We start from the raw sequence: 26025 nt of genomic DNA, 5'->3' as shown, positions 1-26025 counted from the left end.
CACCCTAACCCTCTCCCCAAAGGGGAGAGGGGACCGATCGGCGCACGCTTTCACCCTCGCTCCTCTGGGGAGAGGGAACAGCCCGGTGCACGCTTTCATCCTCACTCCTCTGGGGAGAGGGCCGGGGTGAGGGGATAACACCCCGCACAATACTCCTTCAATTCCCCCAATGATCCAGCGTATAATCCCGCTCCTTTTGTCTATTTTTTCTTCGGAAGCATTATGAGCGCCATTTCCCTGATCCAGCCGGATCGTGACCTCTTCTCCTGGCCCCAGTACTGGGCGGCCTGCTTTGGACCGGCACCCTTCCTGCCGATGTCTCGTGAAGAGATGGACCAACTTGGCTGGGACAGCTGCGACATTATTCTGGTGACCGGCGACGCCTACGTCGATCACCCGAGCTTTGGCATGGCGATCTGTGGTCGCATGCTTGAAGCCCAGGGCTTCCGCGTCGGGATCATTGCCCAGCCGGACTGGAACAGCAAAGAGGACTTTATGCGCCTCGGTAAACCAAACCTGTTCTTTGGCGTCACCGCGGGCAACATGGACTCGATGATCAACCGCTACACTGCCGACCGCAAACTGCGTCACGACGACGCCTACACCCCCGATAACGTGGCGGGTAAACGCCCGGACCGCGCGACGCTCGTCTACACCCAACGATGCAAAGAAGCATGGAAAGACGTGCCGGTCATCCTGGGCGGTATCGAAGCGAGCCTGCGCCGTACCGCGCATTATGACTACTGGTCTGATACCGTGCGCCGTTCGGTGCTGGTGGATTCCAAAGCCGACATGCTGATCTTCGGCAACGGCGAACGTCCGCTGGTAGAAGTGGCGCACCGTCTGTCGCAGGGCGAGCCGGTAGGTAACATCCGCGACGTGCGTAACACCGCGATCATGGTGAAAGAGGCTCTGCCGGGCTGGAGCGGGGTAGATTCCCGTATCATCGATATGCCAGGCAAAATCGACCCGATCCCGCACCCGTACGGCGAAGATCTGCCGTGTGCGGATAACAAGCCTGTTGAGCCGAAGAAAGCCGAAGCGAAAGCCATCACCGTTCAGCCTCCGCGTCCAAAGCCGTGGGAAAAGACCTACGTGCTGCTGCCGTCCTTCGAGAAAGTTAAAGCGGACAAAGTGCTCTACGCTCACGCCTCCCGTATTCTGCACCATGAAACCAACCCGGGCTGTGCCCGTGCGCTGATGCAAAAACACGGCGAGCGTTATATCTGGCTCAACCCGCCGGCGATCCCGCTCTCTACCGAAGAGATGGACAGCGTCTTTGCTCTGCCGTACAAGCGTGTACCGCACCCGGCATACGGTACCAGCCGCATTCCGGCCTACGAGATGATCCGCTTCTCGATCAACATCATGCGCGGCTGCTTCGGCGGTTGCTCCTTCTGCTCCATTACCGAGCACGAAGGCCGCATTATCCAGAGCCGTTCCGAAGAGTCGATTGTCAACGAGATCGAAGCCATTCGCGACACCGTACCGGGCTTTACCGGCGTGATCTCCGATCTGGGTGGCCCGACGGCCAACATGTATATGCTGCGCTGTAAGTCACCGCGTGCGGAGCAGACCTGCCGTCGCCTGTCCTGTGTCTATCCGAGCATTTGCGAGCACATGGACACCAACCACGAGCCGACGATCAACCTCTACCGTCGCGCCCGCGACCTGAAAGGCATCAAGAAGATCCTGATCGCTTCCGGGGTGCGCTACGACATCGCCGTGGAAGATCCGCGCTACATCAAAGAGCTGGCCACCCACCACGTGGGCGGTTATCTGAAGATTGCCCCTGAGCATACCGAAGAAGGCCCGCTGTCGAAGATGATGAAGCCGGGGATGGGTAGCTATGACCGCTTTAAAGAGCTGTTCGATACCTACTCAAAACAGGCCGGGAAAGAGCAGTACCTGATCCCATACTTTATCTCTGCCCACCCGGGTACGCGTGATGAGGATATGGTGAACCTGGCGCTGTGGCTGAAGCAGCGTCGCTTCCGTCTGGATCAGGTGCAGAACTTCTACCCGTCACCGCTGGCGAACTCGACCACCATGTATTACACCGGCAAGAACCCGCTGGGCAAGATTGGTTATAAGAGTGAAGATGTGGTGATCCCGAAAGGTGACAAACAGCGTCGTCTGCATAAAGCCCTGCTGCGTTATCACGATCCGGCTAACTGGCCGCTGATCCGCCAGGCGCTGGAAGAGATGGGGAAAAAGCACCTGATCGGCTCACGTCGCGACTGCCTGGTGCCTGCGCCTACGCTGGATGAAATGCGCGAAGCGCGTCGCCAGAACCGCAACACCCGTCCGGCTCTGACCAAGCATACGCCGATTGTGCATCAACGTTCGAACGCCGGGGCGACTGCGAAGAAGGGTGTAAAACGTAAGATCGGTTAAACGGTAAAAATGCCCAGTGGCGCTGCGCTTACCGGGCCTACATAACGATACTAAGGCCGGGTAAGGCGAAGCCGCTACCCGGCTTTTTTTGTCTTCCTGACTGGGGAATTCAGATAGCAGCACAAGGGAAGGAGACCCAAAATGAAACCAGGGAAGATAGCAGGGGCGATGTTGATTGCTCTGACGTTAAGCAGTTGCATAATGCACCGCCAGACACAGCCAGAGGTGGAAGGACGTCTAATCGACCGCACAGGTAAGCCAGTGCCGGGCGCTAAAATAACGTTAGAGAGTGAGCAGACGCTTTCTGACGACAAGGGTCGTTTTGGTTTTCAGGGCCAGCATGAGTGGATCTTTTTTCTGCCGATAGGTCCGATGGACTGGATGTATCACACCTCGCTCCAGATGAGTGCCAACGGAAAGGAATATGAAGCAGAATTAGGTGGCGGTCCCGGTGGACCACATGAACTTGAAGGCAAAGCGTATAACGTCATTTGCACATTGCCTGACCTGCCCGGAAAGGCGAGATGTCAGTCTGGCTTATAGATTAAAACGAGCCCGGCGGAAGACCGGGCTCGTTTGAGGCATTACCCGCCAAACTGATCGGGATCCGGCCCTAAACGCTTGCCTTTATCCAGCTTCGCAATCTCACCCAGCTCGTCTTTATCCAGACGGAAATCCCACACCGCGAAGTTCTCCGCGATACGCGCCGGCGTCACGGATTTCGGGATCACCACCAGGCCGCAGTCCAGATGCCAGCGAATGACAATCTGTGCCGGGGTTTTGCCGTACTTATCCGCCAGATCGCGGATAATTTTCTGATCGAAGACCCCTTCGCCACCTTGCGCCAATGGGCTCCAGGATTCGGTCTGAATTTTGTGGGTCGCATTCCATGAGTGCAGCTGGCGCTGCTGCAGCAACGGGTGCAGTTCGATCTGGTTGATGACCGGGGCAACACCCGTCTCATCAATCAGGCGCTGCAAATGGTGGACCTGGAAATTACAGACCCCGATACTCTTCACCAGCCCGGCTTTTTGCAGGTCAATCATCCCTTTCCAGGCCTCGACATAGTGATCGATCGCCGGCACCGGCCAGTGCATCAGATACAGATCCACGAAATCGAGTTGCAGCTTGTCCAGGCTCTCCTGGAGTGCCTCCGCGGGACGCTTCTGGTCATCATTCCACAGTTTGGTGGTGATAAATAACTCATCGCGTGACACACCGGCGCTGGCCAGCGCTTTGCCCACGCCGTCCTCATTTTTATAGGCGGCTGCGGTATCAATAGAGCGATAGCCGACTTCCAGTGCTTTATGAATGGCGGAGACGACCTCGTCGTTACCGGCTTTCCATAACCCTAACCCCAACTGGGGCATTACGTTGCCGTCCTGAAGCTTGATTACGGTTTGGTTTGCCATTTTTCCTCCTTCATGGGACATCCACCAGAGGTACTTCCCCTGGTGGCGTATGTGCATTAAGCCTGGCCTAAATGCCGAAAAACGAAAGGTAAGGGTGAAAAATCACTTAGCGAGCGGCCTCGTAAATACGGCGGCTCACCTCGAGGGTAATGTCGTGATGCTCACCGATTTGGGTCATGCCGTGTTCTTCCAGTTTCGCCAGCAGAGCAGGGATAGAGCTGCCATCCAGGCCATAACCGGAGAGACGTGTTGGCACGCCCATCTGCTCGAAGAAGTTACGGGTGGCGGCGATGGCAGCATCGATGCGCTCCTCTTCCGAACCGGCGGTAATACCCCAGACGCGCTCAGCGTACTGCAGCAGTTTGCCGCGTTTGGTGTCGCGTTTTTCATTCCACAGCGCGGGCAGCACGACCGCCAGGGTCTGGGCATGATCGAGACCGTGCATCGCCGTCAGCTCGTGGCCCAGCATGTGGGTCGCCCAGTCCTGCGGCACGCCAGCACCAATCAGGCCGTTCAGTGCCTGAGTCGCGGCCCACATTACGTTGGCACGCACCTCGTAGTTTTCTGGCTCTTTCAGCGCCACCGGGCCGTCTTCGATCAGGGTCAGCAGAATGCCTTCGGCGAAGCGGTCCTGAATTTTGGCGTTCACCGGGTAAGTCACGTACTGCTCAACGGTATGAACAAAGGCATCCACCACGCCGTTCGCCACCTGGCGCGGCGGCAGGGTGTAGGTGTAAACCGGATCCAGCACCGCAAAGACCGGCTGCACGTGCTCGTTCATAAAGGCCTGCTTGTCGCCGGTGGTTTTACGGGAAATCACCGCACCTTTGTTGGACTCGGAGCCGGTGGCGGGCAGGGTCAGCACAGAACCCATCGGAATGGCGCTTTTGATGTCGCTGCCGCCAGTCTGCAGGATGTGCCACGGGTCGATGCCTTCATCGTAATGTGCCGCTGCGGCGATAAATTTGGTGCCGTCCAGCACTGAGCCGCCACCCACTGCCAGCAGGAAGGTGATCTTCTCGTCGCGGGCGATTTTCACGGCGTTCATCAGGGTTTCGTAAGACGGGTTCGGTTCGATACCGCCAAACTCACGCACGTCCAGACCTTGCAGGGCGCTGTAGACCTGATCCAGCACGCCGTTCTTCTTCACGCTGCCGCCGCCATAGGTGATCAGCACGCGGGCATCCGCCGGGATCTGTCCGCGCAGATCGGCGATAGCATCTTTACCAAACAGAATGCGGGTCGGGGTATGCAGATTAAAATTGTTCATTGTTCGTTCCCTTAGGTGGGTGAAAAAAACCGGCGGCACGGAGGGCTGCCTGATGGTGCCCATTGTGGCGAGCGCGCAGGCTCCTCTCAATGCACATTCCTGCCGTTGTCTTGCCCATTTCTACAGGGTGCTGGAGAAACTGCGAAAAACCGCGCACACTGCAAACGTCGGAAACCCTACCCGGAATGAGCAAAGATGAACCGCGATCAAACCTGCTTGCAACTAACGGCGCAAATTAACAGACTGAAAGATAATGCAAATACTCTGAGCACGCTGCTGCCCGACGTGCGCCTGCTGTACGGCACCCAACCCGGCACCCGCACGCCAGTGATGTACCAGCCAGGTATCATTTTTCTCTTTTCCGGGCATAAAATTGGCTATATCAACGAGCGCGTATTCCGCTATGACCCAAGCGAATACCTGCTTCTGACAGTACCTTTACCCTTTGAATGTGAAACCTTCGCGACAGAAGCCGTGCCGCTGGCAGGGGTGCGTTTAAATGTGGATATCCTGCAACTCCAGGAGCTGCTCATGGATATTGGCGAAGACGATCTGTTCCGCCCGTCGATGGCGGCAAGCGGGATCAACTCCGCCACGCTGACGGATGAGATCCTCTGCGCCATTGAGCGCCTGCTGGATGTGATGGAGCGTCCGCTGGATGCGCGCATTCTGGGTAAACAGATTATTCGTGAGATCCTCTACCACGTGTTGCTCGGGCCGGGGGGCGGGGCGTTGCTGGCGCTGGTTAGCCGTCAGACCCACTTCAGCCTGATCAGCCGGGTGCTTAAGCGCATCGAGAGCCAGTACACCGAAAACCTGAGCGTCGATCAGCTGGCGGCAGAGGCCAATATGAGCGTGTCGGCCTTCCACCATAACTTCAAATCGGTGACCAGCACCTCGCCGCTGCAATATCTTAAGAGCTATCGCCTGCACAAGGCACGGATGATGATGATCCACGACGGCATGAAAGCCAGCGCAGCCGCGCTGCGGGTGGGCTATGAAAGCGCGTCGCAGTTCAGTCGTGAGTTCAAACGCTATTTCGGCGTCACGCCAGGGGAAGATGCAGCGCGGATCCGGATGATGCAGGGGTAGTGAGGGTGCGGGGTATTGTTATCACCCTGACCCTCTCTGACAGAGAGGGCAGAGGTGAAGAGGTTCGCTGTCAGGCGCTACAGTATTTCTTACGGATCACCACCACGATCGTTCCCACCAGCCCTGCCACCAGCAGGAACAGCGGCAGGATCATCAGGAAGGTCATGACCTGATCTTCGTGGCGTTTAACGAACGGGATCATGCTCAACGCATAACCGAAGGTCGTCACTACGCCAACCCACAGCAGTGCGCTCAGCCAGTTAAAGAACTGGAAACGACGGTTAGACAGCCCGGAGATGCCCGCCATGGTGGGCAGCAGAGTGCGCACAAAGGCCAGGAAACGCCCCGCCAGCAGCGCCAGCAGGCCGTGGCGATCGAACATGCAGGTCGCGCGCTGATGATATTTATGCGGCAACTGCGCCAGCCAGCTTTTAACCACTCGGGTATTGCCCAGCCAGCGGCCTTGCAAATAACTGAGCCAGCAGCCCAGACTGGCGGCAGAGGTCAGGATCACCATCGTCGGGGCAAAGTCCATCACCCCTTTACCGATTAGCGCTCCCGCCAGCAGCAGCAGACTGTCACCCGGTAAAAATGAGGCAGGCAGTAACCCATTTTCCAGAAACAGCGTGGCGAACATCACCAGATAAACAATCCCAACCACGTGCGGGTCCGCCAGTGCTGCAAAATCGTGTTGCCAGAGTGCAGCGATAATATCTTGAATAACAGCCATGGGCTTTCCTGTGGAACAGCATATATAAGGCTATTGTACTCCCTATTTCGCCTGCGGGCTTTGATCGCAGGCGCAACAAATCAGACTTTTCCGTAAGTATTGTGGAGAAAAGTGTCTGCGGAGACGATTTATGGCCGTGTGTTACTCGATGCGTGCAAATCCGGCCTCTAAATCGGCAATCAAATCGTCCACGTTTTCCAGGCCGATATGCAGACGGATCAGGGTGCCGGTAAAGTCCACTTCGCCACCGGGACGCAGCTCGGCAATGTGCTCTGGCTGGTTCGGCAGGATCAGCGACTCAAAGCCGCCCCATGAATAGGCCATGCTGAACAGCGAGAAGTTATCGAGGTAGTTTGCCAGCTCGTCATTGCTCAGACGCTTGTTGAGCACAAACGAGAACAAGCCGCTGCTGCCCGTAAAGTCACGTTGCCAGAAGGCATGACCTACACTGCCCGGCAGCGCCGGATGGTTAACGCGCGCCACCTGCGGATGCTGCGCCAGCCACTGGGCAACCTTCAGGCTGCTTTCATGATGCTGACGCAGGCGGACACTCAGGGTGCGCAGGCCGCGGCTGGTCATGTAGGCCGTGTCGGCATCCACCATTTGCCCCATCAGATAGGCGTTTTCACGCAGCTGATCCCAGCAGCGGGCGTTGGAAACCGCCGTGCCGATCATGCCGTCCGAGTGGCCAATCAGGTATTTGGTTGCCGCCTGGATAGAGATGTCGATACCAAAATCGAGCGCCTTAAACAGCACGCCCGCCGCCCAGGTGTTGTCGATCATGATAATAGCGTCCGGCGCTTTACTGCGTACCGCCTGCACAATGGAGGGTACATCATGCACTTCCATGGTGATGGAGCCCGGCGATTCGAGGAACACAATCCGGGTATTAGGCTGGATGAGCTCGGCGATGTTCGCGCCGATCTGCGGATCGAACCAGCCGGTGGTGACGCCCAGCTTGCTGAGGATTTTGGTGCAGAAATCCTGGCTTGGCTCGTAGGCGGTGTTGGTCATCAGGATGTGATCGCCCTGTTCGACAAACGCCAGAATGGTATTGGCCACTGCCGCCGCGCCGCACGGGAAAAGCGCACAGCCTGCGCCGCCTTCCAGCTCGCACATCGCGTCCTGTAAGGAGAAGTGGGTCAGCGTGCCGCGACGCCCGTAAAACAGCTCGCCCTTTGCCCGGTTGCGGGTGGCGTGCTTTTTCGCCTCGACGGTATCAAACACCAGCGACGAGGCGCGCTGAATGACGCTATTCACTGAACCGAGGGTGTATTTCTTACTGCGTCCCGCCTGAACAAGGGTGGTATCAAGATGCTTCTCTTTCATGTCTGCGCAACCTGTTTTTATACGTCTGGACGTCCACACTAACATGAAAGTCAAAATGGTCGCGAGAAGGGTAGGGGGAACAGCGGAAAATTTTTTAAAATTTGTTTCCGGGAAATTTTTCCTGCGTAAGCGCAAGGAAAATGAAACGAATTTACGGCACTATGTAAATACTAATGAGAACTACTATCAATTCGATGCTGTTTTGATATTATTATGCTCAGATTTTGTGATTTGTGTCCTGGAGATACCGAGTGGGTAATAATTTGATGCAGACGGATCTCTCCGTCTGGGGTATGTATCATCATGCCGACATCGTGGTGAAGATTGTGATGATCGGTCTGATTCTGGCGTCTGTCGTCACCTGGGCTATTTTCTTTAGCAAGAGCGTGGAGCTTATCTCGCACAAGCGTCGTCTTAAGCGCGAGCAGCAGCAACTGGCCGAGGCCCGCAGCCTGAATCAGGCGAGCGATATGACCTCTTCCTTCCAGGCCAAAAGCCTGACCACCCAGTTGATCAACGAAGCCCAGAACGAGCTTGAACTCTCTGCAGGCAGCGAAGACAACGAAGGGATTAAAGAGCGTACCGGCTTCCGCCTTGAGCGTCGCGTTGCGGCCATTGGCCGTCATATGGGGCGTGGCAACGGCTACCTGGCGACCATCGGTGCCATTTCGCCATTCGTCGGTCTGTTTGGTACGGTCTGGGGCATCATGAACAGCTTCATCGGCATCGCCCAGACCCAAACCACCAACCTCGCAGTTGTGGCGCCCGGCATCGCAGAAGCCCTGCTGGCGACGGCGATTGGTCTGGTTGCCGCTATCCCGGCAGTCGTTATCTATAACATCTTCGCCCGTATGATCGGCAGCTACAAAGCGACCCTCGGCGACGTTGCCGCTCAGGTTCTGCTGCTGCAAAGCCGCGATCTGGACCTCAGCGCCAGTTCAGTGAAGCCGGTCCGTTCTGCTCAGAAATTACACTTAGGTTGATTCGCCATGGCAATGCGTCTTAATGAAAACCTGGACGATAACGGCGAAATGCACGAAATCAACGTGACGCCGTTTATCGACGTCATGCTGGTTCTGCTGATTATCTTCATGGTTGCAGCGCCCCTGGCGACGGTGGACGTGAAGGTGAATCTGCCTGCCTCCTCCAGCCAGCCGCAGCCGCGCCCGGAAAAACCGATTTATCTGTCCGTGAAAGCCGATAAATCCATGTTCCTCGGGAATGATCCGGTGACGGATGAGTCGGTGATCCCGGCGCTGAATACCCTGACCAACGGCAAGAAAGACACCACCGTCTTCTTCCGGGCCGACAAGACCGTCGACTACGAAACCATGATGAAGGTAATGGACACGCTGCATCAGGCGGGTTACCTGAAGATTGGCCTGGTAGGCGAAGAGAAAGCGGCAGCGAAATAAAAGCAAAAAGGCAACGTAAGTTGCCTTTTTTTATGGTTATTCCCTCTCCCACGAGGAGAGGATCAGGGCAGTCAGGCCGGGTAAGTTGACGTCACCCGGCCCTGCATAACAACTACCCCAGATGTTCCCCGCCGCACACACCGTGTACTTCCGCCGTCACATAGCTTGATTCCTGGCTCGCCAGGTAGACATACACCGGCGCCAGCTCCGCAGGCTGCCCTGCACGCTTCATCGGTGTCTGCTGACCAAACTGCGGGATTTTCTCCTGCGGCTGACCGCCGGAAATTTGCAACGCCGTCCAGATAGGCCCCGGCGCCACGACGTTAACGCGTACGCCGCTCTCTGCTACCTGTTTCGCCAGCCCGCGGCTGTAGTTAAGGATAGCGGCTTTGGTGGACGCGTAGTCCAGCAGGTGCGGGCTGGGCTGATACGCCTGAATCGACGAGGTGGTGATGATGCTCGCCCCGGCAGGCAGCAGTGGCAACGCCTCCTGGGTGATCCAGAACAGCGCGAACACGTTCACGGCGTAGGTCTGTTGAAACTGCTCCGTCGTCAGGTCGGCAATCTTCTCGACCGCTACCTGCTTACCGGCCACCAGCGCCAGCACGTCCAGCCCACCCAGTTCCTGATGGGCTTTATGCACCAGAGAACGGGCAAACTTTTCATCACTTAGATCGCCGGGGATCAGCACCGCTTTGCGTCCGGCTTCTTCTATCAGCTGCTTAACCTGCTGCGCATCCTCTTCTTCGGCGGGCAGATAGTTAATAGCGACGTCTGCGCCTTCACGCGCGTAAGCGATGGCGGCAGCGCGTCCAATGCCGGAGTCGCCTCCTGTCACCAGCGCCTTACGATCCTGTAGTCTGCCGCTGCCTTTATAGGTCTTTTCACCGCAATCCGGCACCGGATCCATCTTGCTCTGCACCCCGGGTACCGGCTGCTTCTGCTGCGGATATTCGCCGGTGTAGTACTGGGTGGTAGGGTTCTGGATTTCGCTCTGGGAATTTGCCATTAAGGTTCTCCTTGAGTGGGTGATCGGTCTTTAAGCTTAGGAGAATCAACCGGGAAGTGCAGATTATTCAGGATAATCCTTAAACCAACAGCAACAGGCGAGGCGGTAGAAAGGGGGGGTTACGGCTTTTGCGGTGCAGGTACGGTGGATTTCGCGGCCAGCGCCTCTTCATCCAGGGCGACGGTGGTCACGCTGGTGGTGCGATAGCCTTCATCGGCCAGCTTACGGGTCACGCGCAGCGTGGCGGTTTCACGCGCCAGCAAATACTGGTAGTTGGTCTCCAGCCGGGCCAGAATTTTATCTTTCAGGTCTGGGCGCTGCTGCATAATGACGTTTATTGTCGCGCCGTAGATCTCTTCTTTAACCTGAAGAGGATAAATTTCACGACGGTTCTGCCATTTCAGGCGCACCAGGCCTGCTGGAATAGAGAGCAGCTGTTTCGCAATGCGCTGTATTTCAGCATTTTTAATCTCTTTCAGCGCAGCCAGGTTTTGCTCTAAGATAAATTCATCGCTCTTTTTATCATCTAAAGCTAAATAAACGTTGTTGTTATCAACATCCTTCACGTTATTCATCCTCTAGCTTATAAAAAATGGGCGTGTTTTTTTCACAGGTAATTAGATTGAGCCAGATGTCATTACCTGCTTCGTTTATCTCATCGGTTTTTTCCGACAATATTTGACTTAGTGCTTGCGCGTCTATTTCCCCTTCCGCTTGCAGGTCATTGAGCAGGCGGGCAAACACCTCGATTTTAATGACGCGGAATAAACGATCCTTTATATGACGGTCGTGCTCTTCGAGCAACATATTGCGGGAGTTACCGGTACGGGTAACACCAATTAATATATCAGGCGCGTAATCAGCGAGTGTTCTTTTTCCCTTAGTGAAATTTTCATTGCTTTCTGCTTCTGGTGGTTTCGGTTCCACGGTGGAAATGTGAAACTTAGCCGGGACCAGATTGTCGGGCAACATTTTATATTTCCTTTAATTTCAACGGGGTGGGGTTGTCTGGCGCGTGAGATTCGTTGACAATAACATGAGGCAAATTTAAAATCAAAAAAAATGGAGCCTGCCTATATGAACAGCATTTTTTATACTGTCATTACTTTGTTATTGCTTACTGCCGTGGTTCTTTTATTGATGCGCGAGTTCAATAAAAGCAGCGACGCAGAGAACACGCACACCCCTGCCCAGCCAGAACGGATGTCAAAAGAAGAGGGCGAAGACCATTTTTCTGTGTTAATGAATGCGATTACGCCGGTCTGGTACTGGCGTGTTAATCATGAATATATTGATTTCCTCCATGCCACAATAAAACGAATGAATATGGTGGAAATAAATAGTATTCCTGACCTGTTTGAGGCGCAGCGTCGTTGCAGTGACCTTAACTCGGCGGTGTATAAATATTACGACAATATCAAGAAGCGTTGCCTGAATGGGGAGAAAGTTTCTCATTCCGATCTGGAAGTGATGAACCTGCGCCAGTGCTTCCGCGAATTCAGCCTTGAGGCTTATCCGTCGCTGGTGGTGCTGGTTTGGCCGGAATATCAACGGCCTGTGGTTAAGCCTGAGCAAGTGTAGGGTCTTTGTTGTTTTGTTGTTGCAAACACTTTGTCGCGTTGCGATATACTGCACGCTGGTTTCGTTTGCAGACAGGACTCTATGGAACGCTTTTTTGAAAACGCAATGTACGCCTCCCGCTGGCTGTTAGCCCCGGTCTATTTTGGCCTCTCGCTGGCGCTGGTGGCGCTCTGTATTAAATTTTTCCAGGAAATTTTTCACGTTCTGCCGCATATTTTCAGCGTCGCAGAATCCGACCTGATTTTGCTCCTGCTGTCGCTGGTGGATATGACCCTGGTGGGCGGCCTGCTGGTGATGGTGATGTTCTCAGGCTACGAAAACTTTGTCTCGCAGCTGGATATCGCCTCAGACAAAGAGAAGCTGAGCTGGCTTGGCAAAATGGACGCCTCGTCGCTGAAAAACAAAGTGGCCGCCTCGATTGTGGCAATCTCGTCGATTCACCTGCTACGGGTGTTTATGGACGCCAAAAATATCCCGGATAACAAACTGATGTGGTATGTGATTATCCACCTGACGTTTGTGCTGTCGGCGTTTGTGATGGGATATCTGGATAAGCTGAGTCGCAAGTAAGCGGCACGGACGGTGCCCTCTCCCTTGTGGGAGAGGGCCGGGATCAGGGCGTCAGGGTCAGCCCGTTCATCCCATGTGATGAATTCATTGCTTCGAATGCCATAAAGCAAAACTACTTATCTGACGACGCCTGCCACAGATTCAACTGCCCGTCAGCCACGTGCTGGTCAATCCGCTGCAACTCATCCTCGCTAAAGTGCAAGTTATTCAGGGCCTGCACGTTCTCCTCCAGCTGTTCCGTCCGGCTTGCGCCAATCAGTACCGAGGTGACGCGCTCATCCTTCAGCAGCCAGCTCAGGGCCATCTGCGCCATGGTTTGACCGCGCGCCTGCGCCATTTCGTTCAGTAAGCGCAGGCTATTGAGGTTAGCCTCGGTCAGCATATTTTCGGTCAGGCCACGCACCTTTTTGCCCTCACGCTGCATGCGGGAGCCGTCAGGAATGCCGTTCAGGTATTTCCCGGTCAGCAGCCCCTGCGCCAGCGGGGTAAAGGCGATACAGCCGGTGCCATTGGCTTCCAGCGTATCCAGTAAACCGCTCTTATCCACCCAGCGGTTGAGCAGGTTGTAGGAGGGCTGATGGATAAGCAGAGGGATTTTCCACTCGCGCAGCAGTTCCGCCATCTTCTGGGTGCGTTCCGGCGAATAGGAGGAGATGCCCACGTACAGCGCCTTCCCGCTCTGCACCGCCTGCGCAAGCGCCGAGGCGGTCTCTTCCATCGGCGTGTTTTCATCTACCCGGTGCGAGTAGAAGATATCCACGTACTCCAGTCCCATCCGCTTCAGGCTCTGGTCGAGGCTGGCGAGCAGATACTTGCGCGAACCGCCCGCACCGTACGGCCCCGGCCACATGTCATAGCCCGCTTTGGTGGAGATAATCAGTTCATCACGATACGCCGCGAAATCATCGCGCAGCAGGCGGCCAAAATTTTCCTCCGCGCTGCCTGGCGGTGGGCCATAGTTATTGGCGAGATCAAAATGGGTAATGCCGCAGTCAAAGGCTTTTCGCAGCAGGGCGCGCTGGGAATCGAGGGCGTGGACGTGGCCGAAGCTGTGCCACAGGCCCAGTGACAGGGCGGGCAGACGCAGGCCACTTTTCCCGCAGTAACGGTACTGCATGGTCTCGTAGCGGTCCGGTGAGGCGTTCCAGGGCATGATGTCTCCTTTTTAGTGATTGATTTTCGAAACAGCGTTTCTATTCTATCCTTAGTTCGTTCACAATTCATGGAGATATGCGATGACGCGTATGACCGCCAAAGACTTTCCTCAGGAATTGCTCGACTACTACGATTATTACGCTCACGGCAAAATCAACAAACGTGAGTTCCTCAATCTGGCTGCCCGCTATGCGGTCGGCGGCGTCACGGCGCTGGCGCTGTTTAATATGCTCAAGCCCAATTACGCCCTCGCTGAGCAGGTAAAGTTCACCGATCCCGACATTCTGCCCGAATACATCACCTATCCCTCGCCGGACGGCCATGGACAGGTACGCGGCTATCTGGTGAAACCGGCCAAAGCCACCGGCAAAGTGCCGGCGGTGGTCGTGGTGCACGAAAACCGCGGCCTTAACCCTTACATTGAGGATGTGGCGCGTCGGGTGGCGAAGGCGGGTTATATCGCACTGGCACCGGACGGCTTAAGCTCGGTGGGTGGGTATCCCGGCAACGATGAGGAAGGGAAGATCCTGCAGCAGAAGGTCGATCCGACGAAGCTGATGAACGACTTCTTTGCCGCCGTCGAATTTATGCAAAAACACCCGGACGCCACGGGTAAGGTGGGGATCACCGGCTTCTGCTACGGCGGGGGTGTCTCTAACGCGGCAGCGGTCGCCTGGCCGGAGCTGGCCTGCGCCGTGCCTTTCTATGGCCGCCAGCCTCCCGCGGCAGACGTGGCCAAAATTAAAGCCCCCCTGCTGCTGCACTATGCGGAACTCGACAAGAACGTTAACGAGGGATGGCCTGCCTATGAAGCCGCGCTTAAATCTAACGGCAAGGTGTACGAGGCCTGGATCTATCCTGGCGTAAACCACGGATTCCACAACGATTCTACCCCGCGTTACGATGAGCCCGCTGCGGAGCTGGCCTGGAAACGAACCCTGGGATGGTTTGAGAAATATTTGAGTTAACAAAAATGTCCGGCAGCCTCGGGCTGCCGGACAGGCGTGGTCATCAGAAGCTGTAGCTCATACCTGCCTGAACACTGGCGTCGTTATCGACATCGCCTGTGCCATAGTAAATGCCGGTATTTACCGAGAAGTTGTGCGCGATAGTGGCATTCACGCCCGCACCAAACATTCCCATGCTGTTGTTATGACCTTCGGTGTTGTGATAATCCGCTGCCTGGATATCGGTATCATCGCTGAACTCTTTCTGCATGCGGACATCCAGCCATGGCATGATCTGCACGTTTTTGTTCAGATCGGTCAGGGTGGTGGTCAGACGCAGACCCGCGCCGCCGTTCCAGGAAGAGACCTGGCTGTCAGCAAAGGTCACTTCCCGGTCGGAGAAGCCGTTCGCTTTGGTCTGATCCCAGCCGAGGATGGCGTACGGTTGCAGTAAGGTGTCGCCCGGCAGCAGCACGTTCACCCCGGTACGCGCCTGAGCCATATACAGGCTACCGTCAGTGGAGCCGTGCAGCGCTTCGGTCATTCCGCTGGTGTCGCCGGTGACGTTATGGGCGGAGAGGGAATAGCGCATATCGCCATAGCTGAAGCTGCCGTCGGCGAACAGTCCCCACTGACGACCGTTCAGCGCCTGCTGCCAGCCGCCGTACAGGCTGTAGTAGTTACCATACACGGTGTCCTTGAAGCTGTCCGGGCCGCTGGCGGTATCTTCAACGCGGCTGCGGGTCCAGGCCAGCGCCACGCCGCCGGTCACACTGTCCCCGTTCGCGAGGTACGCCGTCCAGTCAACGCCACCCTGTGCGCCCTGAGTGATGCTCTTGTAATCCACATCGTTGCTGAAGTTACCGTTCTGGTAGAGGAAATCGCCCCACAGCTGCGCCCCTTCCTGCTGCTCGCCCGTCATGCCAGCAAAGTGCAGGCGATCCATGTGGCTGGTGATGTCATCGGTGACCTGATGGCCCGCCTGTTCGGCCGCGTCCAGCCCGGCGACTAATCCCTGGACATCGCTGGCCAATGTGCCGCGTGAACTGCTGAAGACAATATTCCAGTCCTGGCTGCTATCGGCGGTGAGCTGGCCCTGCGGCGCAGCATCTGCGGGCACAATGCTCAGGTCATTGTTGTAGTTGTAGGCAGCGCTGCGGTTTTCCACCTCCTGCTGACCGTTGCTGAAGGTCGCATTGGCGGCCGTTTGTGGTGTGGTGGTTGCCGTAGCCGTAGTAAAGGACCCCAGCACGATATTTTGCTGATTGATCGCCGAAGAGGTGATGTTATTGACCACCACGGCATTACGGGAGCCCGTGATCGTGCCGAAGTTGACCCGGCTGTCGGTGCTCATGCTCACTTCGGCATTGCTACCGGTAGTGGCGGCGGTCAGGGTGGAGCCGTTTTGCAGACTCCAGGTGGTTGAATCGTTAATGGTGTCGAGGGTGATGCTGTTGTCGCTGGTGGTATTCACGGTTTCAAACTGATTAATTTGCCCGGAAATAGAGCTGCCCGCATCCATCGACAGGGTATCGTCGCCGTCCCCGCCGGTGACATTGCCGGTGACGTGGGAATCATTCACCAGCACCACGGTGTCATTGCCTGCGCCGGTCGTAATATTGCCGTCAACGTTGGCACCGTTTTGCAAAGTGATGGTGGTATCGCCGCTGTTCTGGCTGGCATTCAGATCGCCATTAATGGTGCTGTTATCCACCAGAAAGGTATTGGTGGAGTTACCGCTCAGCGTCACATTGCCGTTCACAACGCTGTTATTGGTGAATGACAGGTTGGTCTGGCCTTTTTCGTTCATGATGCCGATATCGCCGGTCACGGTGCTGTTATTCAGCGCCAGCGTATCCTGAGTGGTGCCGTACATGGCCACGGCCAGGTCGCTAAAGGCATCGACGTTGATATTCTGGAAAGGTTTGTACTGGCTCAGATTTTCTACAAGGGTATCGAGATTTTGCGCCACCTGGCTGTTGGTCGCATCCACGGTAGCGTTGGTCAGGGTAAGGGAGGTATCTGATTTGTCGCTACCGACGTAGATACCGCCATTATCCATGAGGCTATCGCTCATGGCGATGGTTTGGGTGCCCTGGCCGGCGCTGATGATACTGCCATGCAGTGCGCTGCCGTTGCTGATATCCACATTGTGGTATCCCTCATCCAGCGGATCGAGGTAGATGGCGGCGCCCATCATATAATCTTTATTGCGCTGATAGGTTCCGTCGCTGTTCTGGCCGTTCAGGGTGGCGTCATTGACGTTGATCGTGGTATTGGTGGTTTTGAATGCAGAACCGACTTCGATCATATCCACTTTAGCATTGTCGGTGACGTTAATATTCACGGTGCCGCCATTGCTTCCCTGAATATAATGACCGGACATGTCAGTGCCTGTAACGGTTAAGGTCTGCGTATCGCCTGCTTCGCGGTGACCATCCATATAGATATTGGTTGCCGTTTCATTCGCCATCACGGCATCAGTGGTGCCTGGATCCTGATAGAAACTGCCGTCTTTATATTCTGCCAGGCCGCAGGTCTGGGTAGTGTCACCGTTCTGGCAAGCCGTAGCTGGGGTTTCGCCTGCCTGAGCAGCAAAGGACGCAAGTGCCAGTAATACACACTGCGATAATAAGGTTCTTTTCATTGAAATACGCATTTTTCATCTCTTATAACCGGATCAACGTGCGCTCTTTTTAAACCAGTTATGCGTAATCAAGAACTTTCTTAAGCGAAAAGGATGTAATGAAATTTGAAGGGATATCAAGCGATTAAGCGACCATTTTAATAAAGTAAAATGAATGACTTTTTTAAATCCATCCATTCTATGAATGTTGCAGTTTTATTAACGTACTAAAAGTGAGACTTTTCCGGGAGGAACAGGAAAATTCTTCATTAAGAAGAAAGGTAATGATAATCCTTTGGGATTATGAGGGTAATGAATGGAGAGTGTGATTTACATTTGTAAATTGTATGAAATCTAATAACACGTTATTTGGAGGGGTATTTTCCTTAGCATGATTATCATTTCCCGACCCGGTAAACAGAAATGAAAAGTTTTATAAAATTACCCGATAAAAGGTATTGCTTCGCATTTTATTGCCGATAACGAGGATAAGACTCGCCTTCGGGCGATATCTCCCTCATGGCAAGGAAATAAATATGCAAGTGTTTCGTAATTTCACGATCCGGTTCGTCATGCTGACGATTCTGGGCATTTTCTGTTTAATGTGGGCGGCGGTCGGGCTGTACAGCTCCTGGGCGCTCTCGCGCGTGGCGGATGGCAATGACGTCGATCGGCAACTGGTCAAACAGATGACGGTGCTCAGCCAGGGTAACGATCAGTACTTCCGCTTCGTCACCCGTCTGAGCCGGGCGATGGATGCGCAGGCGGCAGGCGGTACGGCAGATCTGGCCTCCGTACAGCAGGCGCTGGAGACGATGAGCAACAAGCTCGATGAGATGAAAGCCATGTCGCCGGGGCCGATGGATGCGCAGATCTCCGCTAAGGTGATCGCCAACTGGCAGGCGCTACTGGAGAACGGCGTAAAGCCCCAGATGCAGTTCGCGCAGCAGGGTAATCTCGACGGCTATCGCCAGCAGGCGAATAACGTCACCCCGCCGTTAAGTCGCGCCTTTGGTGAGAGTGCCGGGCAGTTCAATAAAGCTGCCGACAGTATTCTCGACAGCACCCGCGTGACGGTGGACGGCCTTACCGGCTTCACCCGCACGGTGATCATCACCGCGACCCTGATTGGCCTGCTGATCTTGCTCTTCGCCGATCGCTACCTGGTTGCGATGCTGGTGAAGCCTCTGGATCAGATCCGCCAACACTTTCGTCAGATTGCCCAGGGCGATCTCAGCCAGCCGATTGCTCCCTTTGGCCGTAACTGCGTGGGCCAACTGGTGCCGCTGCTGACGGCGATGCAGGACAGCCTGCGTGAAGCGGTCAGTACCATTCGCGCCGGGAGCGAGAATATCTGGCGTGGCGCTACGGAAATTTCCAGCGGCAATAACGATCTCTCGTCGCGTACCGAAGAGCAGGCAGCGGCGCTGGAAGAGACTGCCGCCAGCATGGAGCAACTCACCGCCACGGTGAAGCTGAATGCAGACAATGCCCGGCAGGCAAGCGAGCTGGCGGATGTGGCGTCTCTTACCGCCAGCCGCGGCGGGGCATTAGTGGAGAACGTGGTCAATACCATGACCGGCATTTCCGTCAGCTCGAAGAAAATCGCGGAGATCACCAGCGTCATTAATAGCATCGCCTTCCAGACCAATATTCTGGCCCTTAACGCGGCAGTCGAAGCGGCGCGCGCGGGTGAGCAGGGGCGCGGCTTTGCGGTGGTGGCGGGGGAGGTACGTAATCTCGCCAGCCGCAGCGCCAGTGCGGCAAAAGAGATCGAAGGACTTATTACCGACTCCGTGTCCCGCGTGGAGGAGGGGGCCAGACTGGTGAACGATACCGGCACCACCATGAACGCCGTGCTGCGCGACATCACCGGCGTAACCACCATCATGAAGCAGATTGCCGCCGCCTCGGAAGAGCAGAGCAAAGGCATTTCGCAGGTGGGGGTGGCGATCACCCAGATGGACGGCGTGACCCAGCAGAACGCTTCGCTGGTAGAGCAGGTATCAGCTGCGGCCTCTGCCCTGGAGCGCCAGACCGAAGAACTGCAACGCTCGGTGCAGAAGTTCCGCCTGGCGAGCTAGCGGCGGCCGAGTTGCACGTCGCTGATCAATTGGGTCACCTGTGAAAGGTGACCTATTTTCACTTCGCTGGAACGCTGGAATTTGCTTTTGTCGATCAGCAGCAGGGACTGGCTGGCACGACTCAGCAGCTGCGACTTAAAGCCGGCACTGTGCGGGGTGGGATCCCACATCACACCCTGCTCATCCACCCCTTCACAGGAAAAAATAAACAGGTCAATCTCCAGCGCTTTCAGCTGCGTCACCAGGGCCGGGTTCACATAGCAGCGATATTTGCGCTCCAGCGTCCCGCCCGAGCAGATCAGGGTGATGCGTTCGCGCTTCGCCATTTCATGGCAGATGGGCAGGCTGTTGGTAAACACCGTCAGGGCGATATCCGGTAGCTGACGCGCCAGGTGAAAGCAGGTTGAGCTGGCATCAAGGGCCAGGGTCATCCCTTCGCTGACCCAGTCGAGGGCGTGGCGGGCAATGTCGGCTTTATCGGCGTAATGGCTTTTCAGCCGCGCGCCAAATGGCTCGCCGCCGTCGCGATGATCCGGGTGGATCGCCCGCGCCCGCCCGTGATGGCGCACGATCCTTCCCTGCTGTTGAAGCTGTTTCAGATCGCGGCGAATGGTCTCTTTGCTGACGCGAAGCTCAGCGGCAAGAGCGTCCGTCGTCAGCCAGTCCGACGCGGCCAGCAGGCGGATCAGTTCCTGGTGACGGGTGCTTTTCATGGGTAGGTTCCGGTGCGGGAGACCGAGAGCAGCGTCTGGCCAATCGCCACGCCATTCTTGCCGGTGTGTTTAATCTGGTACATCGACCGATCGGCGCGGCGCAGCGCATTGACGAAATCATCCTCCTCCTGCACCTCATCAATCCCCACCGAGGCTCCGACCTTCGCCTGGCCATTATCCAATTCGAACGGCGTCAGGGCTGCGTTCAGGCAGTGGTGCGCGGTGCTGTTCACCAGCAGGCTGGCGAGCGGGAAGGGCAGTAGCAGCACAAACTCGTCCCCGCCCAGACGCCCGACAACGGCCCCAGGCGGGCAGGCGTCGCGCAGACGCTGGCTGAGCTGGATGAGTAACTCGTCGCCGCTGCGGTGGCCAAAGGTGTCGTTCACCGTTTTAAAATCATCCAGATCGATAAAGGCAATGCACAGTGGCCCCTGGGCTTTTAGCTGCGCGAAGTGGGTAAGCAGCGCATGGCGGTTGGCAAGGCCGGTGAGCGGATCGTGATTGGCCAGCTGGGCAAGCTGCTCCTCGTACTGCTTCTCTTTGGTCATATCGATGTGCGTACCGGTCACCTTCAGGGGATTACCTTGCTCATCCCATTCGGTGACGCGGCCACGATCCAGCACCCAGGTGACGGTGCCGTTTTTGTGCTGCATCCGGTGCAGCGCCTCGTAGAAGGGGGTTTTGCCGTGCAGATGATCGTAGAACGCGTCGAGCACGTTCTGCTTGTCATCAGGGTGCAGATGCTCGCGCCAGATCTCAAACTGCGCGTTCAGCTCCTTAGGCTGATAGCCCAGCATGGAACCCCAGCGGCGGTTATAAATAATCAGCTTCCCGGTCGGAACGTCGAGTTGCCATAAACACAGACCGGTCCCGTCGAGCGCCGCACTGAGCTTGCTACGGGCGTCACGCGCCAGCCTGGCAAGCCGGGCATTATGCTTTTTAAGATTCTGAATCTGTTGTTTCAGCGCCTTTTCTGACATGCGAATAATCTGAAGAAAGAAATTATTCATGCCAGTTTACCGGATGGTTGTAAATATGCCGTTGAAAAAAGAGAGGGATTTGCATTAGGGCTTTTTACCTCTAAAGGAGGCACGACGGCATAACCGCATCGCTGTATAATAAAATATATAACGAATGCGAGGACATGATGAAACAGCAATTTTGGCAAGCCTTAACCTTAGGCGTAGTGGCTTTACTGCCCCTCTCTTCTCAGGCCTCCCGCCTGATCACCGACCAGATTGGCCGTCAGGTCACTCTCCCCGATGAGGTTGACCGCGTGGTGGTACTCCAGCATCAGACGCTGAACTTACTGGTGCAAATGAACGCCACCGATAAGATCGTGGGGGTGATGGCAAACTGGAAACAGCAGCTGGGCGACGGCTACGCGCGTCTGGCTCCCGAACTGAACCACAAAGCGATGCTGGGCGATCTCACCCACGTTGACCCGGAAAAGCTGGTGGCCCTGAAACCGCAGGTGGTGTTTGTCACCAACTACGCGCCGCAGGAGATGATCGACAAGATCAGTAGCCTGGGTATTCCGGTAGTCGCTATCTCCCTGCGCCACGATGCCGCGGGTGAGAAAGCGAAAATGAACCCTACGATGAACGATGAAGAGCAGGCTTACGATCGCGGGCTGCGCGAAGGGATCGCGCTAATTGGTGAGATTGTTAACAAGCAGCCGGAAGCGAAGGCGCTGATTAACGCCGTCGATCAAGGCCGCAGGAGGGTCAGCGACCGCCTGAATACTCTCCCGGCGGAAAAACGTGTTCGCGCCTACATGGCTAACCCGGAACTCACTACCTACGGCTCCGGTAAATATACCGGGCTGATGATGGCCCATGCGGGGGCGGTTAACGTGGCGGCGGCGACCATTCAGGGTTTCAAAACCGTGGCGATGGAGCAGGTGATCGCCTGGAACCCGCAGGTGATTTTCGTGCAGGATCGCTACCCTTCCGTGGTCAACGAGATCAAAACCGGCGCGCAGTGGCAGACCATTGACGCGGTGAAAAATCATCGTGTCTACCTGATGCCAGACTACGCCAAAGCCTGGGGTTACCCGATGCCGGAGGCGATGGGGATCGGTGAACTGTGGATGGCAAAAAAGCTCTATCCGGAGAAATTTAAAGACATAGATATGCGCAAAGTGGCCAACGACTGGTATCAGCGTTTCTATCGCACCACCTGGCAGGGGAACGACTGATGCGCGTGCTGGCGGCAGGGAGCCTGCGGCGGGTGTGGCCGCAATTAATGGCCCACTTCCCGGAAGCGGTTGAGACGCAGTTTGGCCCGGCAGGGCTGCTGCGGGAACGTATTGCATCGGGCGAGGCCTGCGATCTCTTCGCCTCGGCCAATCTTGCCCACCCGCAGGCGCTGCACGTTATGGGGCGGGCGCAATCCGTGGCGTCTTTCGCGAGCAATACACTCTGTCTGACCGTGCGCAGCGATGTGCTGCGCGACAGTGACGACTGGCTCTCTGTACTTACCCGGGATGACTTGCGCATTGCCACCTCGACGGCGGGAGCCGATCCGTCCGGGGATTACACCCAGACGCTGTTTACCCGTATGGGTAACGCTGGCGAGGCCGTGAGGAAGCGGGCAATGGCCCTGGTGGGAGGCCGGGGATCTGCGCCGGTTCCGGCGGGCAGGCTGGCAGCAGAGTGGCTTATCCAGGGTGGACAGGCGGAGGTGTTTATCGGATACGCCAGCTACGCGCCAGCATTGCGGGCGATAGCAGGGTTGACGGTCATCGACATCCCGGCGCACTTTAATCCGCGTGCGGAGTATGCCTGTGCGGTAATGACGCTGCAGGGGCAACGGCTGATGGCGTTTTTACAGTCAAATACGGCACAAGCGATCCTGCATCAGGCGGTTTTTTTGCCGGCAGGCACGACAGGAGAAATGCAAAACGGCAACAGGGTTGCCGTTAGAGGTGTTTGCACCCTCTCCCGGTGGGAGAGGGCATCAGGCCTTACAGATTAACCCTGGCGTTTGTCTTCGGTGTTGGTATCAAAATCGCTTGCCGCATGACGCTCATGCAGCTGCTCGTTCAACTCGCCGTTGGTGCGGTTGACGATACGCCCACGCTTCACCGCCGGACGGCTGGCGACATCCTTCGCCCAGCGCTGGACGTTCTTGTAGCTTTCGGCATCCAGGAACTCCGCCGCGCCATAGACCTGGCCCAGCGCCACGCTGCCAAACCATGGCCAGATGGCGATATCCGCGATGCTGTACTCTTCCCCCGCCACGTAGCGACCGCGCGCCAGCTGTTTATCCAGCACGTCGAACAGGCGTTTGGCTTCCATCGTGAAGCGGTCAATCGCGTACTCAATTTTCACCGGCGCATAGTGATAGAAGTGACCAAAACCGCCGCCGAGGAACGGGGCGGCGCCTTGCAGCCAGAACAGCCAGTTCAGGGTTTCTACCCGGCCCGCCGGATCTTTTGGCAGGAAGTGACCGAATTTCTCCGCCAGATAAAGCAGGATATTGCCGGATTCAAACACGCGGGTTGGCGGTGTGGTGGAGTGGTCGCGCAGGGCCGGAATTTTGGAGTTCGGGTTGACCTCAACAAACCCGCTGGAGAACTGATCCCCCTCACCAATACGGATCAGCCATGCGTCATATTCCGCACCGGTCACGCCCAGCGCCAGTAACTCTTCCAGCAGAATCGTCACCTTCTGGCCGTTTGGCGTGCCCAGAGAATACAGCTGCAGCGGGTGCGAACCGACTGGCAGCACTTTGTCATGGGTAGCGCCCGAGATCGGACGGTTGATGCTGGCGAATGCGCCACCGTTAGGGTTCTGCTTCCATTCCCAGACTTTCGCTGGCTGGTAGTTGTTGTCGGACATGTTGATCTGCCTTTTTGGGATGTGTTGAGGCAGTTTAGCAGGAGATCCGTGAACGGTTTAACGAACTGAGCGCATAAGGTTATGCGCTATTCCGCATTGCGCTTATATATATCAAATTCGTTATAAGCTTAATCAAAAATCGCATTTTCATTGTTAATGCGAAAGCGCCTAAAGCTGAATATGATGCGCAAACAGATATCGGTAAAAAATAAAAATGAGCAGTTAAAAAAACTTTCAAGGCAAGGAGTTAGTGAGATATGCGTAAGCCATTCGTTTCTGCTGTTCTGGTCGCGCTGGCCCTGGTCGCCGCGGGCTGTGATGATGCCAAAAATAACGACGCTGCGTCGGCCCCGGCAGCCAAAAGCGATACGCCAAAAGAGGGCGGCTCACTGATTATCGGCATCACCTCCGGCGATCCGTTAGCGGTTAACCCGCTGTATGCCAGCGACCGAACCACCCTGACGATCATGCAGGCGCTGTATGCTCCGCTCTACAGCTTTAACGATGGCAAAATCGAATGGGGTCTGGCCGAAAGCCTGACGCCTTCTGCCGATAACCTCAGCTACACCCTGACCCTAAAACCCAATCTGAAATGGCAGGACGGCCAGCCGCTGACCGCCGACGACGTCGTCTTCACCTTCAATAAACTGCTGGAGGAGAAACAGCACAGTTTCTTCCGCAGTATGTTTACCTACGGCGGCAAGCCGGTGGCGGTGAGCAAGGTGGACGATCGCACCGTGAAGTTCACGCTGCCGCAGGTGAGCGCCGCCTTCACCGGTACCCTGGTGCAGATCTACCCGATCCCGCAGCACGTCTTCGCGAATGAAGCCGATCTGGAAAAGAGCACCAAAAACGATGCTCCGGTCGGTTCCGGGCCGTTCAAATTTAAAGAGTACCGCGCCGGGCAGTATTATGCTCTGACCCGCTTTGACGACTACTGGAACGGTAAAGCGAAGCTCGACGCCGTAACCTACCGTTTCGCCAAAGACAGCAACTCCGCCAACCTTGCGCTGCAAAACGGCGAGATCAACCTGAAAATGGTCGATCCGCAGGATGTGTCGCGCCTGAAGAACACCGGCAAGTTTGACTTTGTGGTCTACCCGGAAGGGCGTCTGGCCTACATGACCTTCAACCAGAATGTGCCGGTGATGAAAAGTAAGGAACTGCGCCAGGCCATTGCCTACGCCATTAATAAAGACGAGCTGACCCAGACCGCATTCACCTCCCTGGATTACGCCAAACCGGCCGCCTCATTCCTGACACCGGATACGCTCTATCAGACCAATGACGTCGAGCAGTACGCATTCGATCAGCAAAAAGCCAAAGACCTGCTGAAGGCCTCCGGCGCACCGGCAAACCTCAAGTTACGTCTGGCCTACGTCAACACCAACAAAACCCAGGAGAGCCAGGCGCTCTACATTCAGCAGGCGCTGAAGGGGATTGGGGTGAACGTGGAGCTGATGCCGCTCGACTCTAACGCCATGTCCCAGCGCAGCCTCGACATGAATAACACCGCCTGGGAGCTGAACCTCGGCGGCTACATCATGGGTGCCGAGCCGGATGGCTACAAATCGCTGTTCATGAGCAACGAAGCCTACAACTATGCCCACTATAAGAACCCGCAGTTCGATGCCCTGTGGGATAAAGGTGCGGTAGAAACCGACACCGGAAAACGCGCTGATATCTACAAGCAAATTCAGCAAACCGTGGCCAACGACATGACGTACTACCCGATTGCCTATACCAATGCCACCGTTGCGGTAGATAAACGCTTTGGCGGCACCAAAGAGGCGGAACCGAAGCCGGTCTATCTGTTCCAGGATCTGTCAAAAATCTATCAAAAATAAGCT

General features: G+C 56.0%; 24 protein-coding genes. 12 read left to right on the top strand and 12 right to left on the bottom strand.

Annotation, left to right across the window (positions count from 1 at the left end; all coding sequences use genetic code 11):
* Positions 1-222 precede the first annotated feature (222 nt).
* Together ACF8PE_RS04665 and ACF8PE_RS04660 are read left to right on the top strand one after the other, a co-directional pair.
* Positions 223-2397 carry a YgiQ family radical SAM protein gene (locus tag ACF8PE_RS04665; RefSeq protein ID WP_032614136.1) on the top strand — a complete coding sequence of 725 codons (2175 nt, stop codon included), beginning with the start codon at positions 223-225 and terminating at the stop codon, positions 2395-2397.
* A gap of 141 nt (positions 2398-2538) precedes the next feature.
* Entirely contained in the window at positions 2539-2940 is a 402-nt protein-coding gene (locus ACF8PE_RS04660; protein WP_392494642.1) for a carboxypeptidase regulatory-like domain-containing protein, read from the top strand.
* Positions 2941-2981: 41 nt separating this feature from the next.
* Here the strand turns inward: ACF8PE_RS04660 and dkgA are convergent, their stop codons facing one another.
* The gene (dkgA, locus tag ACF8PE_RS04655) at positions 2982-3809 is read right to left on the bottom strand and encodes a 2,5-didehydrogluconate reductase DkgA (RefSeq protein ID WP_392494641.1); all 828 of its coding nucleotides are present in this window, start codon (positions 3807-3809) and stop codon (positions 2982-2984) included.
* 106 nt (positions 3810-3915) lie between these two features.
* Positions 3916-5079: an alcohol dehydrogenase gene (gene yqhD, locus ACF8PE_RS04650; protein WP_032614129.1), complete on the bottom strand. Its 1164-nt coding sequence runs from the start codon at positions 5077-5079 to the stop codon at positions 3916-3918.
* 195 nt (positions 5080-5274) lie between these two features.
* Between yqhD and ACF8PE_RS04645 the strand changes: the two genes are divergently transcribed.
* A complete protein-coding gene (locus ACF8PE_RS04645) occupies positions 5275-6171 on the top strand; it encodes an AraC family transcriptional regulator (RefSeq protein WP_032614127.1) in 897 nt (298 codons plus the stop codon).
* Positions 6172-6241: 70 nt separating this feature from the next.
* On the opposite strand, the gene yghB is transcribed toward ACF8PE_RS04645, so the two are convergent.
* Together yghB and metC are read right to left on the bottom strand one after the other, a co-directional pair.
* Positions 6242-6901, bottom strand: a complete 660-nt coding sequence (gene yghB / locus ACF8PE_RS04640) for a DedA family general envelope maintenance protein YghB (protein ID WP_032614124.1) — start codon at positions 6899-6901, stop codon at positions 6242-6244.
* A 141-nt stretch (positions 6902-7042) separates the two neighbouring features.
* Entirely contained in the window at positions 7043-8230 is a 1188-nt protein-coding gene (metC, locus tag ACF8PE_RS04635; RefSeq protein ID WP_392494640.1) for a cystathionine beta-lyase, read from the bottom strand.
* A gap of 251 nt (positions 8231-8481) precedes the next feature.
* On the opposite strand from metC, the gene exbB reads away from it, so the two are divergent.
* Entirely contained in the window at positions 8482-9213 is a 732-nt protein-coding gene (exbB, locus tag ACF8PE_RS04630; RefSeq protein ID WP_032614119.1) for a tol-pal system-associated acyl-CoA thioesterase, read from the top strand.
* Between the two features lie 6 nt (positions 9214-9219).
* Positions 9220-9645 (top strand): TonB system transport protein ExbD, encoded by a 426-nt coding sequence (gene exbD / locus ACF8PE_RS04625; protein WP_032614116.1) that lies wholly within the window; start codon positions 9220-9222, stop codon positions 9643-9645.
* Between the two features lie 112 nt (positions 9646-9757).
* Here the strand turns inward: exbD and ACF8PE_RS04620 are convergent, their stop codons facing one another.
* The 3 genes from ACF8PE_RS04620 to ACF8PE_RS04610 all read right to left on the bottom strand — a co-directional run bounded on the left by ACF8PE_RS04620 (position 9758) and on the right by ACF8PE_RS04610 (position 11626).
* Entirely contained in the window at positions 9758-10654 is an 897-nt protein-coding gene (locus ACF8PE_RS04620) for an SDR family oxidoreductase (RefSeq protein ID WP_032614114.1), read from the bottom strand.
* A gap of 119 nt (positions 10655-10773) precedes the next feature.
* A complete protein-coding gene (locus ACF8PE_RS04615) occupies positions 10774-11229 on the bottom strand; it encodes a cytoplasmic protein (protein WP_117386433.1) in 456 nt (151 codons plus the stop codon).
* On the bottom strand, positions 11222-11626 hold the full coding sequence (locus ACF8PE_RS04610) for a hypothetical protein (RefSeq protein WP_144838410.1): 405 nt from the start codon (positions 11624-11626) through the stop codon (positions 11222-11224). Before ACF8PE_RS04610 ends, ACF8PE_RS04615 begins: the two co-directional genes overlap by 8 nt.
* A 105-nt stretch (positions 11627-11731) precedes the next feature.
* Between ACF8PE_RS04610 and ACF8PE_RS04605 the strand changes: the two genes are divergently transcribed.
* Both ACF8PE_RS04605 and ACF8PE_RS04600 read left to right on the top strand, forming a co-directional pair.
* Entirely contained in the window at positions 11732-12235 is a 504-nt protein-coding gene (locus ACF8PE_RS04605) for an ESA_00282 family adhesion-associated protein (RefSeq protein ID WP_032614107.1), read from the top strand.
* A gap of 81 nt (positions 12236-12316) precedes the next feature.
* Positions 12317-12805, top strand: a complete 489-nt coding sequence (locus tag ACF8PE_RS04600) for a TIGR00645 family protein (RefSeq protein ID WP_032614105.1) — start codon at positions 12317-12319, stop codon at positions 12803-12805.
* Between the two features lie 112 nt (positions 12806-12917).
* Here ACF8PE_RS04600 and ACF8PE_RS04595 read toward each other — a convergent pair whose 3' ends face one another.
* Complete coding sequence (locus ACF8PE_RS04595) at positions 12918-13958, bottom strand: aldo/keto reductase (RefSeq protein WP_032614104.1); 1041 nt, start codon at positions 13956-13958, stop codon at positions 12918-12920.
* Positions 13959-14040: 82 nt separating this feature from the next.
* Between ACF8PE_RS04595 and yghX the strand changes: the two genes are divergently transcribed.
* Positions 14041-14928, top strand: a complete 888-nt coding sequence (yghX, locus tag ACF8PE_RS04590; RefSeq protein ID WP_059307213.1) for a YghX family hydrolase — start codon at positions 14041-14043, stop codon at positions 14926-14928.
* Positions 14929-14971: 43 nt separating this feature from the next.
* Here the strand turns inward: yghX and ACF8PE_RS04585 are convergent, their stop codons facing one another.
* Complete coding sequence (locus tag ACF8PE_RS04585) at positions 14972-17554, bottom strand: autotransporter domain-containing protein (protein WP_392494639.1); 2583 nt, start codon at positions 17552-17554, stop codon at positions 14972-14974.
* 515 nt (positions 17555-18069) lie between these two features.
* Between ACF8PE_RS04585 and ACF8PE_RS04580 the strand changes: the two genes are divergently transcribed.
* The gene (locus ACF8PE_RS04580) at positions 18070-19617 is read left to right on the top strand and encodes a methyl-accepting chemotaxis protein (RefSeq protein ID WP_059307215.1); all 1548 of its coding nucleotides are present in this window, start codon (positions 18070-18072) and stop codon (positions 19615-19617) included.
* Here the strand turns inward: ACF8PE_RS04580 and fucR are convergent.
* Entirely contained in the window at positions 19614-20330 is a 717-nt protein-coding gene (gene fucR / locus ACF8PE_RS04575) for an L-fucose operon activator (protein WP_032614101.1), read from the bottom strand. The two genes, ACF8PE_RS04580 and fucR, sit on opposite strands and share 4 nt — an antisense overlap.
* The gene (locus ACF8PE_RS04570; protein WP_032614143.1) at positions 20327-21310 is read right to left on the bottom strand and encodes a sensor domain-containing diguanylate cyclase; all 984 of its coding nucleotides are present in this window, start codon (positions 21308-21310) and stop codon (positions 20327-20329) included. Before ACF8PE_RS04570 ends, fucR begins: the two co-directional genes overlap by 4 nt.
* 167 nt (positions 21311-21477) lie before the next feature.
* Here ACF8PE_RS04570 and ACF8PE_RS04565 point away from each other — a divergent pair, with 167 nt between their 5' ends.
* A complete protein-coding gene (locus tag ACF8PE_RS04565; protein ID WP_117386449.1) occupies positions 21478-22530 on the top strand; it encodes an ABC transporter substrate-binding protein in 1053 nt (350 codons plus the stop codon).
* Complete coding sequence (locus tag ACF8PE_RS04560; RefSeq protein ID WP_392494638.1) at positions 22530-23309, top strand: molybdate ABC transporter substrate-binding protein; 780 nt, start codon at positions 22530-22532, stop codon at positions 23307-23309. Before ACF8PE_RS04565 ends, ACF8PE_RS04560 begins: the two co-directional genes overlap by 1 nt.
* Here ACF8PE_RS04560 and yghU read toward each other — a convergent pair.
* Positions 23306-24175, bottom strand: a complete 870-nt coding sequence (gene yghU, locus ACF8PE_RS04555; RefSeq protein WP_032614099.1) for a glutathione-dependent disulfide-bond oxidoreductase — start codon at positions 24173-24175, stop codon at positions 23306-23308. The genes ACF8PE_RS04560 and yghU overlap by 4 nt on opposite strands.
* A gap of 257 nt (positions 24176-24432) precedes the next feature.
* Between yghU and ACF8PE_RS04550 the strand changes: the two genes are divergently transcribed.
* Positions 24433-26022, top strand: a complete 1590-nt coding sequence (locus tag ACF8PE_RS04550; RefSeq protein WP_059307216.1) for an ABC transporter substrate-binding protein — start codon at positions 24433-24435, stop codon at positions 26020-26022.
* Positions 26023-26025: the final 3 nt, after the last annotated feature.

This window comes from Leclercia sp. GLN_9 (assembly GCF_043105735.1).
Lineage (GTDB): Bacteria > Pseudomonadota > Gammaproteobacteria > Enterobacterales > Enterobacteriaceae > Enterobacter > Enterobacter adecarboxylatus.
The sequence above is the reverse complement of the archived record's forward strand: the minus strand, read 5'-3'. Positions and strand labels throughout refer to the sequence as shown.

Coding starts and splice junctions, on each gene's coding strand:
- ACF8PE_RS04665 (WP_032614136.1), top strand. CDS start 223: ATGAGCGCCATTTCCCTGATCCAGCCGGATCGTGACCTCTTCTCCTGG.
- ACF8PE_RS04660 (WP_392494642.1), top strand. CDS start 2,539: ATGAAACCAGGGAAGATAGCAGGGGCGATGTTGATTGCTCTGACGTTA.
- dkgA (WP_392494641.1), bottom strand. CDS start 3,809: ATGGCAAACCAAACCGTAATCAAGCTTCAGGACGGCAACGTAATGCCC.
- yqhD (WP_032614129.1), bottom strand. CDS start 5,079: ATGAACAATTTTAATCTGCATACCCCGACCCGCATTCTGTTTGGTAAA.
- ACF8PE_RS04645 (WP_032614127.1), top strand. CDS start 5,275: ATGAACCGCGATCAAACCTGCTTGCAACTAACGGCGCAAATTAACAGA.
- yghB (WP_032614124.1), bottom strand. CDS start 6,901: ATGGCTGTTATTCAAGATATTATCGCTGCACTCTGGCAACACGATTTT.
- metC (WP_392494640.1), bottom strand. CDS start 8,230: ATGAAAGAGAAGCATCTTGATACCACCCTTGTTCAGGCGGGACGCAGT.
- exbD (WP_032614116.1), top strand. CDS start 9,220: ATGGCAATGCGTCTTAATGAAAACCTGGACGATAACGGCGAAATGCAC.
- ACF8PE_RS04620 (WP_032614114.1), bottom strand. CDS start 10,654: ATGGCAAATTCCCAGAGCGAAATCCAGAACCCTACCACCCAGTACTAC.
- ACF8PE_RS04615 (WP_117386433.1), bottom strand. CDS start 11,229: ATGAATAACGTGAAGGATGTTGATAACAACAACGTTTATTTAGCTTTA.
- ACF8PE_RS04610 (WP_144838410.1), bottom strand. CDS start 11,626: ATGTTGCCCGACAATCTGGTCCCGGCTAAGTTTCACATTTCCACCGTG.
- ACF8PE_RS04605 (WP_032614107.1), top strand. CDS start 11,732: ATGAACAGCATTTTTTATACTGTCATTACTTTGTTATTGCTTACTGCC.
- ACF8PE_RS04600 (WP_032614105.1), top strand. CDS start 12,317: ATGGAACGCTTTTTTGAAAACGCAATGTACGCCTCCCGCTGGCTGTTA.
- ACF8PE_RS04595 (WP_032614104.1), bottom strand. CDS start 13,958: ATGCCCTGGAACGCCTCACCGGACCGCTACGAGACCATGCAGTACCGT.
- yghX (WP_059307213.1), top strand. CDS start 14,041: ATGACGCGTATGACCGCCAAAGACTTTCCTCAGGAATTGCTCGACTAC.
- ACF8PE_RS04585 (WP_392494639.1), bottom strand. CDS start 17,554: ATGAAAAGAACCTTATTATCGCAGTGTGTATTACTGGCACTTGCGTCC.
- ACF8PE_RS04580 (WP_059307215.1), top strand. CDS start 18,070: ATGCAAGTGTTTCGTAATTTCACGATCCGGTTCGTCATGCTGACGATT.
- fucR (WP_032614101.1), bottom strand. CDS start 20,330: ATGAAAAGCACCCGTCACCAGGAACTGATCCGCCTGCTGGCCGCGTCG.
- ACF8PE_RS04570 (WP_032614143.1), bottom strand. CDS start 21,310: ATGTCAGAAAAGGCGCTGAAACAACAGATTCAGAATCTTAAAAAGCAT.
- ACF8PE_RS04565 (WP_117386449.1), top strand. CDS start 21,478: ATGAAACAGCAATTTTGGCAAGCCTTAACCTTAGGCGTAGTGGCTTTA.
- ACF8PE_RS04560 (WP_392494638.1), top strand. CDS start 22,530: ATGCGCGTGCTGGCGGCAGGGAGCCTGCGGCGGGTGTGGCCGCAATTA.
- yghU (WP_032614099.1), bottom strand. CDS start 24,175: ATGTCCGACAACAACTACCAGCCAGCGAAAGTCTGGGAATGGAAGCAG.
- ACF8PE_RS04550 (WP_059307216.1), top strand. CDS start 24,433: ATGCGTAAGCCATTCGTTTCTGCTGTTCTGGTCGCGCTGGCCCTGGTC.